This window comes from Burkholderia cepacia, assembly GCF_001718835.1.
Classification (GTDB): Bacteria; Pseudomonadota; Gammaproteobacteria; order Burkholderiales; family Burkholderiaceae; genus Burkholderia; species Burkholderia cepacia_F.
This window is the reverse complement of sequence record NZ_CP013444.1, coordinates 3,195,132-3,210,258: the sequence shown is the minus strand read 5'-3', so window position 1 is coordinate 3,210,258 and position 15,127 is coordinate 3,195,132. Positions and strand designations below refer to the sequence as shown.

Annotated in this window: 16 protein-coding genes; 8 read left to right on the top strand and 8 right to left on the bottom strand. The window is 67.3% G+C overall.

Annotation, left to right across the window (positions count from 1 at the left end):
• Positions 1-2 precede the first annotated feature (2 nt).
• The 6 genes from WT26_RS34095 to WT26_RS34070 all read left to right on the top strand — a co-directional run bounded on the left by WT26_RS34095 (position 3) and on the right by WT26_RS34070 (position 5,566).
• Positions 3-1,091 (top strand): extracellular solute-binding protein, encoded by a 1,089-nt coding sequence (locus WT26_RS34095; RefSeq protein ID WP_059716348.1) that lies wholly within the window; start codon positions 3-5, stop codon positions 1,089-1,091.
• A gap of 10 nt (positions 1,092-1,101) precedes the next feature.
• Positions 1,102-1,932, top strand: a complete 831-nt coding sequence (locus WT26_RS34090; RefSeq protein ID WP_042584838.1) for an ABC transporter permease — start codon at positions 1,102-1,104, stop codon at positions 1,930-1,932.
• Complete coding sequence (locus tag WT26_RS34085) at positions 1,910-2,464, top strand: TIGR00725 family protein (protein ID WP_069271735.1); 555 nt, start codon at positions 1,910-1,912, stop codon at positions 2,462-2,464. Before WT26_RS34090 ends, WT26_RS34085 begins: the two co-directional genes overlap by 23 nt.
• Positions 2,465-2,532: 68 nt before the next feature.
• A complete protein-coding gene (locus WT26_RS34080; protein ID WP_060019895.1) occupies positions 2,533-3,732 on the top strand; it encodes a porin in 1,200 nt (399 codons plus the stop codon).
• A 212-nt stretch (positions 3,733-3,944) separates the two neighbouring features.
• Positions 3,945-5,258: a type II toxin-antitoxin system HipA family toxin gene (locus WT26_RS34075; RefSeq protein WP_069271734.1), complete on the top strand. Its 1,314-nt coding sequence runs from the start codon at positions 3,945-3,947 to the stop codon at positions 5,256-5,258.
• A 23-nt stretch (positions 5,259-5,281) separates the two neighbouring features.
• Positions 5,282-5,566 (top strand): helix-turn-helix domain-containing protein, encoded by a 285-nt coding sequence (locus WT26_RS34070; protein WP_042584841.1) that lies wholly within the window; start codon positions 5,282-5,284, stop codon positions 5,564-5,566.
• A gap of 63 nt (positions 5,567-5,629) precedes the next feature.
• Here WT26_RS34070 and WT26_RS34065 read toward each other — a convergent pair whose 3' ends face one another.
• The 3 genes from WT26_RS34065 to WT26_RS34055 are packed head-to-tail and all read right to left on the bottom strand — an operon-like array spanning position 5,630 to position 8,242.
• A complete protein-coding gene (locus WT26_RS34065) occupies positions 5,630-5,809 on the bottom strand; it encodes a hypothetical protein (RefSeq protein WP_059523232.1) in 180 nt (59 codons plus the stop codon).
• A complete protein-coding gene (gene cydB / locus WT26_RS34060) occupies positions 5,781-6,788 on the bottom strand; it encodes a cytochrome d ubiquinol oxidase subunit II (RefSeq protein WP_059523233.1) in 1,008 nt (335 codons plus the stop codon). Before cydB ends, WT26_RS34065 begins: the two co-directional genes overlap by 29 nt.
• Positions 6,789-6,829: 41 nt before the next feature.
• Positions 6,830-8,242 (bottom strand): cytochrome ubiquinol oxidase subunit I, encoded by a 1,413-nt coding sequence (locus WT26_RS34055; RefSeq protein ID WP_069275008.1) that lies wholly within the window; start codon positions 8,240-8,242, stop codon positions 6,830-6,832.
• Positions 8,243-8,654: 412 nt separating this feature from the next.
• On the opposite strand from WT26_RS34055, the gene ltaE reads away from it, so the two are divergent.
• Complete coding sequence (gene ltaE, locus WT26_RS34050; protein ID WP_069275007.1) at positions 8,655-9,668, top strand: low-specificity L-threonine aldolase; 1,014 nt, start codon at positions 8,655-8,657, stop codon at positions 9,666-9,668.
• Between the two features lie 30 nt (positions 9,669-9,698).
• Here the strand turns inward: ltaE and WT26_RS34045 are convergent, their stop codons facing one another.
• From WT26_RS34045 to WT26_RS34030, 5 genes are all read right to left on the bottom strand, one after another.
• Positions 9,699-10,607: an HTH-type transcriptional regulator ArgP gene (locus WT26_RS34045; protein ID WP_069275006.1), complete on the bottom strand. Its 909-nt coding sequence runs from the start codon at positions 10,605-10,607 to the stop codon at positions 9,699-9,701.
• On the bottom strand, positions 10,608-10,784 hold the full coding sequence (locus WT26_RS38225; protein ID WP_196222174.1) for a hypothetical protein: 177 nt from the start codon (positions 10,782-10,784) through the stop codon (positions 10,608-10,610).
• A 166-nt stretch (positions 10,785-10,950) separates the two neighbouring features.
• Positions 10,951-13,074 carry a hypothetical protein gene (locus WT26_RS34040; protein ID WP_230461685.1) on the bottom strand — a complete coding sequence of 708 codons (2,124 nt, stop codon included), beginning with the start codon at positions 13,072-13,074 and terminating at the stop codon, positions 10,951-10,953.
• 84 nt (positions 13,075-13,158) lie between these two features.
• Positions 13,159-13,446: a hypothetical protein gene (locus WT26_RS34035; RefSeq protein ID WP_230461684.1), complete on the bottom strand. Its 288-nt coding sequence runs from the start codon at positions 13,444-13,446 to the stop codon at positions 13,159-13,161.
• 458 nt (positions 13,447-13,904) lie between these two features.
• A complete protein-coding gene (locus WT26_RS34030) occupies positions 13,905-14,117 on the bottom strand; it encodes a DUF1059 domain-containing protein (protein ID WP_069275005.1) in 213 nt (70 codons plus the stop codon).
• Positions 14,118-14,420: 303 nt separating this feature from the next.
• Here WT26_RS34030 and WT26_RS34025 point away from each other — a divergent pair, with 303 nt between their 5' ends.
• On the top strand, positions 14,421-15,074 hold the full coding sequence (locus WT26_RS34025; RefSeq protein WP_069275234.1) for a peroxiredoxin: 654 nt from the start codon (positions 14,421-14,423) through the stop codon (positions 15,072-15,074).
• Positions 15,075-15,127: the final 53 nt, after the last annotated feature.

Genomic DNA, 15,127 nt, shown 5'->3' with positions numbered 1-15,127 from the left:
CGATGTCTGCACGCCGCCTGTTCCTCAAAACGATGCGCCGCCGCCTGCTGGCGCTCTGCGCGCTCGCGACGCTCGCGCCGCTGGGCGCCCACGCCGCGCCGCTCTATCCAGGCGAAGACGCGCTGTACGAGAAGGCTGCCGACGAAGGGCTCGTCGTGTCGTTCGACACGGGGCCGGAATGGGCGAACTGGAAGGCGCTGTTCGCCGAATTCCGCAAGCGCTATCCGAAGGTCGAGATCACGTACAACGATATCGGCTCGGCGGCCACCGTCGTCGCGCTCGACAAGTCGCGTCGCCGCCCGCAGGCCGACACCGCGTACTACTTTGCCGCGTCGGCGCTCGATGCGGCGGGCAAGGACGTGGTCGCGCCGTTCAAGCCGCTCAACTTCGACAAGCTGCCGGCGGTGTTCCGCGCGGCCGACGCCCGCTGGTTCGCGGTGCACTCGCTGAACATCGCGTTCCTCGTCAACAAGAAGCTCGTCAAGAGCGTGCCGCAGCGCTGGTCCGACCTGCTGAAGCCCGAGTACCGTAACGCAGTCGTCTATCTCGATCCGCGCTCGACCGGGCAGGGGCAGGTGGCGGTGTTCGCGGCCGCGTATGCGAACGGCGGCAGCGTCGAGAACCCGAAGCCGGGCGCGGAATTCTTCGGCAAGCTGAAGAACGCGGGCAACGTGCTGCGCGTCGAGGGCACGACGCCCTATGCGAAGTTCGTGAAAGGCGAGATCCCGATCCTGATCGGCTACGAGAACGACGGGCTCAAGGCGAAATACGCGGACGGGATGGGCGACGCGGCGGAAGTCGTGATTCCGCAGGACGGCAGCGTGTCGGCGCCGTACGCGATGAGCCTCGTGAAGAACGGCCCGAACCCGGCCGCCGCGCAGCTGTGGCTCAACCTCGTGATGAGCGACGTCGGGCAGGCGCTGTTCGCGCAAGGCTACGTGCGTCCGGCGGTGCCCGGCACGCCGGTGGCGCCGGACGTCGCGGCGAAGCTGCCGAATGCGCCGCAGGTGCGCCCGCTCGACGTCGCGAAGGCGGCGGCGCGCAAGGCCGAGGTCGACCAGTTGTGGTCGCAGGCGACGCTCGGCAAGTAAGGAGCGCGAGATGCAGGCCACTCTACCGGAACGCGGCGCGTTGCGCCGCTTCGGCGCGGCGCCGGCCGCGGGATTGCTCGCGGTGTTCTTCGTCCTGCCGCTCGCGGCGCTCGTCGGCGCGGCCTTCACGGACGGCGGCCGCGCGTTCGCCGCGGTGCTGCGCGATCCGCTCGTCGCCGATGCGGTCGCGCGCTCGCTGGCGCTGGCGGTCGGCGCCGGCACGCTGTCGGTCGGGGTCGGCGTGCCGGTCGCTTTCGCGCTGGCGGGGCAGTCGCCCGCCCGCCGCCACTGGTCGCTCGCGCTGCTCGGCGTGCCGCTCGCGTTCTCCGGGCTGGTGATCGCGTACGGCTTCATCCTCGCGTTCGGCCGCGCCGGCTTCGTCACCGCGCTGCTGGCGTCGCTGGGGGCCGACCAGAACGTGATCGGCGGCGCGATCTACACGATGCCGGGGCTCGCCGTTGCCTACGCGTATTACCTGATCCCGCGCGTCGCGCTGATGATCTATCCGGCGCTCGCGAATCTCGACCGGCGGCCGCTCGAAGCGGCGCTGACGCTCGGCGCGCGGCCGTGGCGCGCGTGGCTCGACGTCGCGTGGCGCGAGCTGTGGCCGTCGGTCGCGTCCGCGTGGTGCCTCGTGACGGCGATCGCGCTCGGCACCTACGGCACGGCGCTCGCGCTGGCCGGCACGCAAATCAACATCCTGCCGCTGCTGATGTACCTGAAGCTGTCGGACGGGCAAACCGATTTCTCGCAGGCGGCCGTGCTGTCGATCGTGCTGACGGCGCTCTGCACCTGCGTTCTTGCACTGGGGGAAGGCCTTGTTCGGCAACGGCGTCATTGAATGTGAATGGTCGGAGGACGCGCGCGACGCGCTCGCGCGGCTCGCGCAGCGGCAGCGCGGCGCGCGCCGGCACCGGATGCCGATCGGCGTGATCGGGCCGCGCGATGCGACCGACATGCAAATGCGCATCGCCGAGCAGATCGCATACGGCATCGCGGCGGCGGGCGTCGCGCTCGTCGGCGGCGGCAAGCAGGGCGTGATGGAGGCCGCCGCGCGCGGCGCGCATGCGGCCGGCGGGTGCGCGATCGGGCTGTTGCCCGAGGACGATGCGCAGGAGGCGAACCCGTACCTGAGCGTCGCGCTGCCGACCGGTCTGGGCATCACGCGCAATGCGCTGATCGCGCGCGCATCGCTGTGCCTGGTTGCGGTGGGCGGCGGCCTCGGCACGCTGTCCGAGATCGCGCTCGGCCTGCAATGGGGCAAGCCGGTGTTCACGATTTGCGACGCGCCGCAGGTGGCGGGCGTCGAGTGCTTCGGCGAAGCGGACCTGCTCGTCGCGCGTGTCGCGCGGTGGCTGTCCGATTCGGCGTAGGTCGGCATCTCGCTCGGGGGGATGCATCGTTTCAGGTGGCATCGAATCAATAGACAGGAATCCTCTACATGAAGAAGATCACTTTGGCGCTCTGCGCCGCCGGCTGCCTTGGCACCGCGGCGCATGCGCAAGGCACCGTCACGCTCTACGGGATCGTCGACGCGGGGCTGGGGTACGCGAGCAACCAGCGCGTCGCGACGAGCAAGGGTTCGCTGGGCTCGCCGGTCGCGTATCGCGGCGCATCGAGCTACAGCTTCGCGAGCGGCACGTGGTCCGGCAGCCGCTGGGGGCTGAAAGGCAAGGAAGACCTTGGCGACGGGCTCGCCGCGGTGTTCCAGCTCGAGAGCGGCTTCAACATCGGCAACGGGCAGCTCGGCCAGGGCGGTCGCATGTTCGGCCGGCAGTCGTGGATGGGGTTGTCGAGCACGCGCTACGGCACGTTGACGATGGGCCGCCAGTATGATCCGGTCGTCGATTTCGTCGGCTCGATCGGGCCCGGCTCGTTCCTGACCGGGATGGGCGCGCATCCGGGCGATCTCGACAACATCGACAACCAGTCGCGCGAGAACAACTCGGTCAAGTACGTCAGCCCGAAGTTCGGCGGCTTCACGTTCGGCGCGCTGTACGGCTTCGGCAACCAGGCCGGCAGCGTGAAGAACCAGAACACGTGGAGCGTCGGCGGCCAGTACGTGAACGGGCCGTTCGCGATCGGCGCCGCGTACCTGTACGCGACGAACGCGTTCGGCGCGAACGGCGGCGCATGGACCGGCTCGTATGACGGCACGTTCGCGTCGTCGATCAACGAGGGCTTCGCGTCGTCGAAGAGCATGCAGATCGTTGCGGCCGCATCGACCTACCAGATCGGCGCGGTGACGATGGGCCTGTCGTACAGCAATACGCAGTACCGGGCGGGCGCGTTCTCGACGTTCAAGGGCACCGCGACCTACAACTCGGTCGGCGGCACCGTGTCGTGGCAGGCGTCGCCCGCGCTGCGCGTCGCGGCGGGCTACGATTTCACGCGCGGCAGCTCGGTCGGCGGCGAAGCCGCGCCGAAGTATCACCAGCTGAACCTCGCGTCGTATTACTACCTGTCGAAGCGCACCGCGCTGTACGGCCTCGTCGGCTACCAGAAGGCGAGCGGCAAGACGCTCGACGCATTCGGCAACGTCGTCAACGCGACGGCGTCGGTCGGCGACGTCGGCAACGGCATCTCGTCCGCCGGCGATACGCAGACGCTCGTGCGGGTGGGCGTGCGGCATACGTTCTGAGCGCGGCGCGGTACTTTCTCCAGCGATTTCGATACGGCTCTCGCGCGATGCGAGGGCCGTTTTTTTTTGACGCGTGGGTGGAGCGGAATGCGTCGGAGGCTGGCGGGCGCAGGGTTCATCGGCGAACGCCTGCCCGTCATTCTCATATTTCGGCAGAATTCTATATAATCCATGCAGGAAGGTCGGCATAATTTGTATAGATTTCTACTAAAATGAGTCAAGCGTGCACCATCCAGCTTCACGCCGACGGCATCTGGCATGACGTCGGCGCCGTCAGTCTGCTCGGCCAATCCGAGGAGGGCTGGCGTTGCCGCACGTACACGGGATACGACGTCGAATGGGCGTTCGAACACCAGGCTGCCAGGGACGCGCACGCAATGACCTGTCGCTTTCCGGTCGGCCTCGAGTCGCAGGAGCAACCGCATTGGCCTGTATTCCTGATTGACCTGCTGCCGCAGGGTTTCGGCCGTCTCGAACTGCTCCGTCGCCTCGGGGTGCCGGAAACGGCGGAGGAGGGCGCCGACTGGCCGCTGTTGCTGGCGGGTGCGGGCAATTCGATCGGCAACCTTCGCGTGAAGGAGGCGGCGCAATGGCTGGCCGAGCGGCGAGGGCCATTGCAGGGCTTCACAGATGACGAGGTCGCCGCCCGCGGCGATGCGTTCAGCGAATATCTTGCCACGCATGGGTTCTTTGTCGCCGGCTCGTCCGGTGTACAGGGCGAATGGCCCAAGCTGCTGCTGACTCGAGCCGACGACGGCCTCCTCTACCTCGATCACACCCTGCCCGACGAGCGAGCGACGGAACACTACATCGTGAAGTTCGGACGCGGCGCGAACGAGCGTCTCGCACAAATCCTGCGGCACGAGGCTCCGTACATGGCGCTCGCGAAATTTCTCGGCCTGCGCGTGCATGCGCCGCTCGCACTGCGCGGCCGATCCCTCTTCATTCCTCGCTTCGACCGTGTGCGCGGTGCCGCCGGCGTCGCCCGCCTCGCTCAGGAGAGTATTGCGTCGTTGACTGGCAAGGCCGGTTTCGGCGTCGTGCCGACTCACGATGAAGTGTGCTGGCATCTCGTACGCGAATGCACGGACCCGCAGGCCGAGGTGAGTGAATATCTGTGTCGCGACGTCGCGAACCTGGCACTGGGCAACAAGGACAATCACGCGCGTAACACCGCGTTGCAGCGCGATTTCGACGGACGCATCGCGCTTACGCCGCTATACGATTTCGCGCCGATGTACTTGCATCCGGACGGCATCGCCCGGCGCATTCGCTGGCAAGCCAATGACGGTGGCAGGCCGGATTGGGCGCGAGTACTGGACGCAGTCGTCCGGGCGAGTGAGCCGCAACCTGGAGAAACACATCGCGCGCTCGATCGTGCCGCATTGGCAGCGCGCCTTCGCGACATGGCGCCACGTCTGCGGGACGTCGCCGATCGCGGCACGGATTTCGACCTTGAACCGGACGTGCACGCGCACTTGCGGCTGGGCATCGCACGGCTTGCGGACGAAATGGCCCGACTCTGACACGATAGAAGATAGAAGACGCGATGGACAAGCGCTACACCGCACTCTCGCTTCCGGATCAACTGGCGCTGCGGCGGCGGGCGATCGAGGATGTTCTTTCGCATCCCGAATGGACGCTGCGGGAATCCGTCTGTCATCTCAAGCGCACGATGCGGCTGACCAGCGCCGAAATGGCGAAGCTTGCGGGCGTGTCGACGAAAACGATGCAGGATATCGAGCAGGGGCGCAGCGAGGGCACCGTGCAGACGATGAACCGCATCTTCGGCATGCTCGGGCTGAAGCTCGGGGTAGTGAGGCAGGCACCGTAGTCTGCGCACGCACGAAACGACAAAGCGCCCGGCAGCCATGGGCGCCGGGCGCTTTTCGTCGGATCATTTCACCGCAAACAGCGTCAGGTTCATGAAGATCTTGAACGCGTAGCCGAGCGTGACGGCGCCGATCACGCCGCCGGCCCACAGGACGACGAACCACATCCAGCCGCGCATCCGCGGCCGGGGTGCCGCGGCGGAGCGCTCGGCAGAATCAGTGGTGGTAGTAATGCTGGTCTTCATGGCGCACCTTGCCTCGGAATACCCAGTAACCCATCGTCGTGTAGGCGATGATGATCGGGAGGATAACCGCTGCGCCGACCAGTGTGAAGGTCTGGCTGGAGCGCGGCGCTGCGGCTTCCCAGATCGTCATCGTCTGGGGAATCGCGTACGGGAACAGCGTGACGAGCAGGCCGACGTAGCCGAGCAGCACGAGCGCCAGCGCGAGCACGAACGGCGTCATGTCGTGCCGGTCGCGTACCGCGCGACGCATCCACGCCGCGCACGCGGCAACCAGGAACGGCACCGGCAGCAGGCGCCAGAACAGCCCCGAATCGAACCAGCGCTGCGCGATGGCCGGATCCTGCAGCGGCGTCCACAGGCTGACGACCGCGATGAAGCCGAGCAGCACGAGCGTCAGCGGCCACACGACGCGATGGAGGCGCCGCTGCAGGTCGCCTTCCGTCTTCGCGACGAGCCAGCAGCAGCCGAGCAGCGCGTAGGTCACGATCAGGCCGAGGCCGGTCAGCAGGCTGAACGGCGTGAGCCAGTCGAAGGCATCGCCCGCGAACACGCCGTCCTTCACGTTGATGCCCTGCAGGAACGCGCCGAGCGCGATCCCCTGGAACAGCGTCGCGCCGGCCGAGCCGCCGATGAACGCGAGATCCCACAGCTGCTTCGTGCGCCGCGCCTTCGCGCGGATCTCGAACGACACGCCGCGGAAGATCAGGCACACCAGCATGAAGATCAGCGGCAGGTACAGCGCCGACAGCACGGTCGAATAGACGACCGGGAACACCGCGAACAGCCCCGCGCCGCCGAGCACGAGCCACGTCTCGTTGCCGTCCCACACGGGCGCGACCGTGTTCATCATCAGGTCGCGTTCCTTCTCGTCCGGGAAGAACGGGAAGACGATGCCGATGCCGAGGTCGAAGCCGTCGAGCACGACGTACATGAAGAGCCCCAATGCGATGATCGCGGCCCAGATTACGGTGACGTCCATAGGTTTTCTCGTGTGCGGAATGGGGTGGAACCGGGGTAGGCTCAGACGGTCTCGATCAGCTCGTCGACGGCCGACATCGGGCGGCGCGCGGTGTGATCGGGGCGCGTGTCGGGTGTGCCGTCGTGCTTCACGTCGGGCAGCGCGGGGCCGGCCTTCATCAGCTTCAGCATGTAGTACACGCCGGTGCCGAACACGAGGAAGTACACGATCACGAACGTCATCATCGACAGGCTGACCTGCTGCACCGACAGCGGCGACACGGCATGCGCGGTGCGCATCACGCCATACACGACCCACGGCTGGCGGCCCGCTTCGGTCGTGACCCAGCCCGCGAGCAGCGACACGAAGCCGGTCGGGCCCATCACGAGCGCGAAGCGCTGGAACCACTTCGATTCATACAGGCTGCCGTGGCGGCGCAGCAGCCACGCGAGCGCGGCGAGGCCGATCATCGCGATGCCGAGGCCGACCATGATCCGGAAGCTCCAGAACACGACCGTCGAGTTCGGGCGGTCTTCCGGCGCGAAGTCCTTCAGCCCGCGGATCTCGCCGTCCCAGCTGTGCGTGAGGATCAGGCTGCCGAGGTGCGGCACCTTCACCGCGTAGCGGGTCGTTTCCGCCTGCATGTCCGGGATGCCGAACAGGTTGAGCGCCGTGCCGCCCTTCTCGGTTTCCCACAGCCCTTCGATCGCGGCGATCTTCGCGGGCTGGTGCTTCAGCGTGTTGATGCCGTGCTGGTCGCCGATCACGGCCTGCAGCGGCGCGAGCACGAGCAGCAGCCACAGCGCCATCGAGAACATCTTCTTCACGCCCTTGTCGCGGCGGCCCTTCAGCAGGTGCCATGCGCCCGTTGCGGCCACCACCAGCGCGGCGACGATGAACGCGGCGATCGCCATGTGGAACAGGCGGTACGGGAACGACGGGTTGAAGATGATCGCGAACCAGTCGGTCGGCACGACGCGGCCGTCGACGATCTCGAAGCCCTGCGGCGTCTGCATCCAGCTGTTCGACGCGAGGATCCAGAACGTCGAGATCAGCGTGCCGATCGCGACCATCAGCGTCGCGCCGAAGTGCGCGCGCGGGCTCACGCGGTTCCAGCCGAACAGCATGATGCCGAGGAAGCCGGCCTCGAGGAAGAACGCGGTCATGACCTCGTACATCAGCAGCGGCCCGGTGACGGCGCCGGCGAAGCTCGAGAAGCCCGACCAGTTCGTGCCGAACTGGTAGCTCATCACGACGCCGGAGACGACGCCCATCCCGAACGCGACCGCGAAGATCTTCGACCAGAACAGGCAGAGGGATTTGTAGTACTGCTTGCCGGTTTTCAGCCAGCGATATTCGAGGACGGCGATGAAGCTGGCGAGGCCGATGCTCAGCGCCGGAAAGACGATGTGAAAGGAGACGGTGAACGCGAATTGCAGGCGGGCCAGATCGAGGGCCGAAAGAGCGGTGTCCATACCAGTTGACCGAGGCTGACGATACCCGCCGGCGGGTGCCGGCGGACCCCGGCGGACGGGCGTCGGGGTTGGCTGGAGTATGGGCCGCGATGTTGCACCGCGAAATGCGCCAACTCGTCGCAGATGTCCAGACCCTGTGCGGCGGCAGCGCGTTAAATCGTTGATTCGTATCAAGATCGCGGCGCGGCCCGCGGCGGGCGGGGCGCGGCGGCCTGACGCACGTGCGTCAATATGGCGCGTCGCGTCATCGGGCGCGCGATGGCGGCTCGCCCCGCTCGTCCCCTTCGGCCCGTTATCCCATCACGCACGCGCGGCCGGCAACCGCCCGGCGAATTGCGTACACTCTGAGTCTCGTTTCGGCAGGCCGGCTCGGGCACGCCCGTGCCGGCCCGCGCTCACTCAGGGACCACCGATGATCGATTTACGCAGCGATACCGTGACACGTCCGAGCCAGGCAATGCTGGCCGCGATGACTGCCGCCGAAGTCGGCGACGACGTATGGGGTGACGACCCGACCGTGCTGCGCCTGCAGGCGGTGACGGCCGAGCGGGCCGGCAAGGAAGCCGGCCTGTTCTTCCCGAGCGGCACGCAGAGCAACCTCGCCGCGCTGATGGCCCATTGCGAACGCGGCGACGAGTACATCGTCGGCCAGCTCGCGCACACCTACAAGTACGAAGGCGGCGGCGCGGCCGTGCTGGGCAGCATCCAGCCGCAGCCGATCGAGAACGCGCCGGACGGCACGCTGCCGCTCGCGAAGATCGCCGCGGCGATCAAGCCGATCGACAATCACTTTGCCCGCACGCGCCTGCTCGCGCTCGAAAACACGATCGGCGGCCGCGTGCTGCCGGCCGGCTATGCGGAAGAGGCCGCCGCGGTGGCGCGCAGCCGCGGGCTGTCCACGCACCTCGACGGCGCGCGCGTGTGCAACGCGGCGGTCGCGTCGGGCCGTTCGATCGCCGCGCTGTGCGCGCCGTTCGACACCGTGTCGATCTGCTTTTCGAAGGGGCTGGGCGCACCGGTCGGCTCGGTACTGGTCGGCCATCGTGCGCTGATCGAGCGCGCACAACGCTGGCGCAAGGTGCTCGGCGGCGCGATGCGGCAGTCGGGCATTCTCGCGGCCGCGTGCCTGTATGCGCTCGACCACAACGTCGAGCGGCTCGCGGACGATCACGCGAACGCCGCGCATCTCGCGGCGGGCCTCGCGCGCATCGACGCGGTGAAGGTGCTGTCGCACGCGACGAACATGGTGTTCGCGCAATTCCCCGAAACCGATTGCGCGCCGCTCGAAGCGTGGCTCAAGGAACGCGGGATCCTCACCCAGATGCTGTACGCGTCGCGCTTCGTCACGCATTGCGACGTGTCGCGCGCGGACATCGATACCTTCATCGACGCGGTCGGCGCGTATTTCGCGCAGCGCCGCGCGTAACCGGGCGGCGGCGCTGCGCCGTCGAAGCGATCAGCGCGCGAGCGGCGCGAGCAGCCGGCGGGCAGCCTCGACGACGCGTTCGGACAACGACGCCATCGTCGGCGACTGCACGGTCCACGCGTGCCAGTACAGCGTGACGTCGGTCGGATGCGCGGGCGCGAGATCGACGAGCCCCTGCGCGTCGAGCGGTGCGGTGCCGATCAGCGGCTCTGGCACCATCGCGTAACCGAGCCCGTGCCGCACCGCCGCGAAGTGCGAATGGGTGCCCGGCACGTAGTGGCACGGGTAGGCGCCCTCGGGCAGCCCGAATTTCTCCTTCAGGAACGACGACTGCAGCGTATCGCGCCGCGAGTACGCGACGACGGGCGCCTTGCGCGCGCTCGTGCGGTTCAGCCCGCGCGGGAACCAGCGCACCGCGAACGCGGCGGCCGCGAGCAGCCGGTAGCGCATCGTGCCGAGCGGCGTCGCGAGGCAGCCGCGCATCGGCTTCGGCTCGGTCGTCACGCAGCCCACCGCCATCCCGCTTTCGAGCAGCGCGAACGTGTGGTCCTGGTCTTCGACGATCAGCTCGAACAGGATGCGCTCGCCGGCGAGCACGGAGGTCAGTGCCGGCAGAAACCACGTGCCGAGGCTGTCGGAATTGAGCGCGATCGTGACCGAGATCGGCGATTCGCGTTCGGTCGCGAGCGTGCTTTGCAGGTCGGCCTGCAGCAGCGCGACGCGCCGCAGGTGCTGCAGCACGCGCTGCCCGGCCACCGTCGGGCGGCACGGCCGCGTGCGCAGCACGAGCGGCGTGCCGAGGCTCGCTTCCAGTGCGCGGACCCGCTGCGTGACGGCCGATGCGGTCAAGTGCAGGCGCACGGCCGCCTGCTCGAAGCTGCCCGTGTCGGCGACGGCCAGCAGTGCGGCGGCCTGCTTGGGATCGATCGTCAGCGACATTCAGCGACATTCGCGGAACACGACGTCCGGTATCCAGTTGCGCTTGCGGCGCGCGAGCCGCTCATCCGTGTCCTCCCCGTCGAAGGACGCGACGGCGGTCCGCTCGATGAGCGCGGCGTCGCGCCAGTCGAGCGCGAAGGAGATGTTGCCGCAGTGACAGCTTCCCGAGATGATCATCGATCGGCTCCTTGGCTGAGTCGCCGGATTCTGGTTGAAAGGGGAAGCGGGATTGTTTCACAGATTTGCGAGTGGTCCCATGGCGCAGGTCGGTGCTCAGGCTGTGGATAAAAAACGCCCGCCTTGCGGCGGGCGTCCTCCGTGAAACGGTATGCCTGTCGGCAGGCTATTGCCAGGCGGGCGCCGGCGTGATCTGCGTCGTATAGCTGGTCGCCGGGAGCAGCGTGATCGTGGAATTGCTCTGGCCGCCGTACGTTTCGTGCACGGTGCCGAACGTGACGCCGGTGACCGGCACCACGACCGATTGTCCGTCGCTGCGCGATGCGCTGAGCGTGATCGACACGCCGGGCTTCAGCGTGGCGGCCACGTTCGACGAGTTGAACACGAGCCGCTGCTTCGCGAGCGTGCCGGCGTCGGACAGGTACGGGCTGCGGATCGGCAGGCCCTTGTAGTACTTGTTGTACTTCGTCAGCACCGCGTTCAGCAGGTCGCCGAGCAGGAAGCTCGTGCCGCTGTACATCCGCAGGTTCGACTGGTGGAACATCAGCGGCCGCAGGTCATACGTGAGCAGGTAGCTCACGAGCGTGTCGGACACGTGGTCGAGCACTTGCGGATAGGTCTGGTCGGTGCCCCACCGCGTCGGATCGATCCCGTTCGCGCCGTAGAAGTAGTTGTATTCGGCGACCCATTCCGCCGGCTGCGACACGTTGTAGAACAGCGCGGTCGCATAGCGCGGGATCTCGAAGATGTTCGGGTTCACGCAGTTGAACTTGCCCGCGTTGTACGGCGGCAGCGGCCACGCGACGCCGTTGTTGTTGATCGGGCAGCCGGGCGTGCCGACCGGCGGCGTCGGCTTCGACGAATCGGACACGAGCACCGTGATCCCGAACTGCCGCAGCGCGCCGAGCGTCGTCGCGTTGTAGAGCCCGGAGATTTCCGGCGTGACGATCACGGTCCTGTTGTAGCGCTCGAAGCCGAACGTCTGCGCGACGCTGTCGTTGTTCTGCAATTCGGTCGTGACCTGCGAGGCCGACGTCGTGAACGGCGGATCGAGCAGGATGTGGTCGTACGTATGCGTGATCCACTTGAACTCGTATTCGTTCGCGTTGGTCTCGACCGACAGCGTGTCGGTGCCCGTCGTCGGGTAGAACCCTTGGCCGCCATAAGCGGTGCCGAAGCCCGATCCGTTGAACGCCATCGTGAACTTCAGCGCGCCCGCGTTGGCGGTGTTGGCGTTGGCGTTGTCCTGCCAGCCCATCGTGTTGTCGAAGTCGGCGCCGATCATCCGGTATTCGCACGCGGTCGTGCCCGTGTTCGGGTCCGTCGAGCCGACGGGGTTGCCGAGCGGGCACTGGCCGGGGGGGCTCGTGCTCGTCGTCTGGCCGGTCCTCACGTCGTACCAGTTGCCCGTGGAGTCCGACTGCGCATACGGGTAGATCTCGTCCGGGATGCCGAGATCGTCGACCTGCGGATCCATGTACACGTGCCGCACGCCGACGAACAGCCCGCGCGTGACCCAGTTGACGAGGCCGTACGACAGCGTCATCGAATGCATCAGGTACGGGTTGTTGTCGAACGACACCGCCATGATCTCGCGCGACGTGCTGTCGCCCGCGAGCGGCGTCGTGTTGCCGAACAGGCAGGTCGATGCGACCGAATAGGTGGTGCCGTTCGACGCCGTGGCCTGGATCTGCGTCGTCGTGGTCGTGCCGGCCGGCAGCGGGCTCGCGGGCGACATGAAGTACGTCCACGCGTTCTGCACCGTCAGCGGATTGGTCGTGCTCGTACCGGCGTTCATGTACGGGAACAGCGTCTTGCCGGTGGCCGTCAGCATGGTGTCGAGCGGTGACGACGACGTATCCCGGAAGCCGACGTACTGCATGCAGCCGGTATCGCCCGGCCACGTGTAGACGCTCGCGAGCCGCACGTTGTACTTGAACTGGTAGCGCGCGAGCGTCGTCGCGAGCGCGCCGCCGGCGAACGGGTTCATGTAGCGGGCGTCGCTGACCGGCATGATGATGCCCTGGTACAGCGCATGGTCGCCGGCTTCGAGCGGCGGCAGCGTCGGATTGTTGGTGTCGTAGTTGTAGATCGAGTACGGCACGCCCAGCCGGTCGAGGATCGACTGCGTCGCCTGCAGCTCGGGCGAGTTGCCGGCCTGCTGGCTGGCGAGCACCAGCACCTTCAGGTCGATTTGCGCGTCCGCCGGGACGGCGTGGGCGACCTGCGCCGCGGCGCAGAGCCCGGCCGCGGCCAGCCCGCGCGCGATTGGCCCGGAGGATCGGAACAACGTTCGTATCGCACTCATGGCATACCTCTCGCCTCAGTGATCGAATGGATGAAACCTTTCCCGACAACGACTTCAGCGCGATGCCTACAGTGGTTTCGGGGTGATCTTGCTCTTCGCCTCGCTCGGATGCGGGCCGGTCGGAAGCTTCGGGAACTTGGCGGGGATGCTTCCTTTCACGGGCAGGGAGCCGTGACCGATGTGGCGTGGTCCCTTGCCGGCGGCAAACGCTGCCGGCGAGCTGAGCGCGGCGAACGCGACGGCGCTCGCGCAAAGACCGGTCAGCACCGCGCGCCATACGCGCAGCGATCCGTTTGTACCTCGCACTTTCATGGTGCCCTCCTGAAGCGACTGGCGTCGTTCGAGACGTTGCAAAAATGACTTCCCGTCCGCCGGCTTGCCTGGCGTGTCGGCGCCGATCGGCGCCCACGGGACGTGTCCGGTTCAACGAAACGGAACGCGCGGACAGGGCAGCGGCCTGTTCCGGCGCGGCGTCGGTGACGCCGCCTTGTTCCTGTGGGCGCGACCGCGCCGGCGTGCGCGCGCCGATGTCGCGCACATGCGAACCTGCATCCTGTTGTAAGCGAACGCCGTGCCACGGGTACTAACGTGATGATTCGATGGGCGAATTTGTTTTCCTGACGCGCGCGCCACGCTGCAACGCCGGAAAAACGTTTCACGCGTGATCGGCGCGGGGAACGGAGGTGCGGATGCGCGGGCCGGCGATGACCGCGCCGGCCGGCGGGGACGCCGGCGCGGCGGGGGCGAAGGGAAGGCGATGCGGGGGAGGTAGCGGCCGACGCAGGGGCGGCGGGGTCAAGCGCGTGCGCCGGTCATGGCTGCCGGGGTGTTTCGGCGGGCGGCGTGCCGTCGCGGAACAGTGCTTTCAGCTGCGTGCGCAGTTCGGCGCTGTCGGCGTGCTGGTGCACCGCGACCGCGTGCTGAACCGCGGCCTCCAGCAGTTCGCTGTCGGAATCGGCGGAGATCGCGACCGAGCAGTTCGTCGCGCTGGGAAACTCGCGGCAATCGATATAGCGGCGAGACATGATGTTCTCCTTGCAGGAAGGGGGCCCGGCCGGGCCGTTGCGCGACCGCCGGTGCGCCGCGACGCGGCGCGTGCGTCACGTTCGGGGAATCGATGGAAAAAGTATAGGCGGCGCAACGCGGCGGTTCGGCGCCGCGGCGCTCGCATGCGGGATCGGACACTTTGCGGCCGCGCGCTGCGCGGCGCCGCCCGTGACGCGCGCAATTTGACCTACGCTATAAGCGCGCGCGGGACGCGGCGCGTGCGTGCCTGCGTCCCGCGCGCGTCATGAGGATTTCGAGGGTTCCATTTCATGGAGGACGAAATGTCGATTCGACTAGGCGAGGACGCGCCCGATTTCACCGCGGAGACCACCGAGGGAACGATCCGCTTTCATGAATGGATCGGCGACCACTGGGCGATCCTGTTTTCCCATCCGAAGGATTTCACGCCGGTATGCACGACCGAACTCGGCTACATGGCCGGGCTCAAGCCGGAATTCGACAAGCGCAACACGAAGATCATCGGGCTGTCGATCGATCCGGTCAGCGATCACCAGCGGTGGGTGAAGGACATCGAGGAAACGCAGGGTCACGCGGTCAACTATCCGCTGATCGGCGACGACGAGCTCAAGGTCGCGAAGCTGTACGACATGATTCATCCGAATGCCGGCGGCGGCCCGCGCACGGCGGTCGACAACGCGACCGTGCGTTCGGTGTTCATCATCGGGCCGGACAAGAAGGTCAAGGCGATGCTCGTTTATCCGATGAGCGCGGGACGCAATTTCGACGAGGTGCTGCGCCTGCTCGACGCGTTGCAGCTCAACGCGCGGCATACGGTGGCGACGCCGGTCAACTGGCGGCCCGGCGACGATGTCATCATTCCGACGTCGGTGTCGGACGATGCGGCGAAGCAGAAATATCCGCAGGGCTTCCGGACGCTGAAGCCGTACCTGCGCTACGTGACGCAGCCGCGTTGACGGCATGACGGGATGCGGATCGGCTCGCCCCGCGAGGCGGCCGACCGCGTGGG

Bases quoted from the DNA above. Each gene is read 5' to 3' on its own strand.
- WT26_RS34090 (WP_042584838.1), top strand. From the start codon at position 1,102: ATGCAGGCCACTCTACCGGAACGCGGCGCGTTGCGCCGCTTCGGCGCG.
- WT26_RS34070 (WP_042584841.1), top strand. From the start codon at position 5,282: ATGGACAAGCGCTACACCGCACTCTCGCTTCCGGATCAACTGGCGCTG.
- WT26_RS38225 (WP_196222174.1), bottom strand. From the start codon at position 10,784: ATGATCATCTCGGGAAGCTGTCACTGCGGCAACATCTCCTTCGCGCTC.
- WT26_RS34030 (WP_069275005.1), bottom strand. From the start codon at position 14,117: ATGTCTCGCCGCTATATCGATTGCCGCGAGTTTCCCAGCGCGACGAAC.
- WT26_RS34065 (WP_059523232.1), bottom strand. From the start codon at position 5,809: ATGAAGACCAGCATTACTACCACCACTGATTCTGCCGAGCGCTCCGCC.
- WT26_RS34055 (WP_069275008.1), bottom strand. From the start codon at position 8,242: ATGGACACCGCTCTTTCGGCCCTCGATCTGGCCCGCCTGCAATTCGCG.
- cydB (WP_059523233.1), bottom strand. From the start codon at position 6,788: ATGGACGTCACCGTAATCTGGGCCGCGATCATCGCATTGGGGCTCTTC.
- ltaE (WP_069275007.1), top strand. From the start codon at position 8,655: ATGATCGATTTACGCAGCGATACCGTGACACGTCCGAGCCAGGCAATG.
- WT26_RS34075 (WP_069271734.1), top strand. From the start codon at position 3,945: ATGAGTCAAGCGTGCACCATCCAGCTTCACGCCGACGGCATCTGGCAT.
- WT26_RS34095 (WP_059716348.1), top strand. From the start codon at position 3: ATGTCTGCACGCCGCCTGTTCCTCAAAACGATGCGCCGCCGCCTGCTG.
- WT26_RS34045 (WP_069275006.1), bottom strand. From the start codon at position 10,607: ATGTCGCTGACGATCGATCCCAAGCAGGCCGCCGCACTGCTGGCCGTC.
- WT26_RS34080 (WP_060019895.1), top strand. From the start codon at position 2,533: ATGAAGAAGATCACTTTGGCGCTCTGCGCCGCCGGCTGCCTTGGCACC.
- WT26_RS34025 (WP_069275234.1), top strand. From the start codon at position 14,421: ATGTCGATTCGACTAGGCGAGGACGCGCCCGATTTCACCGCGGAGACC.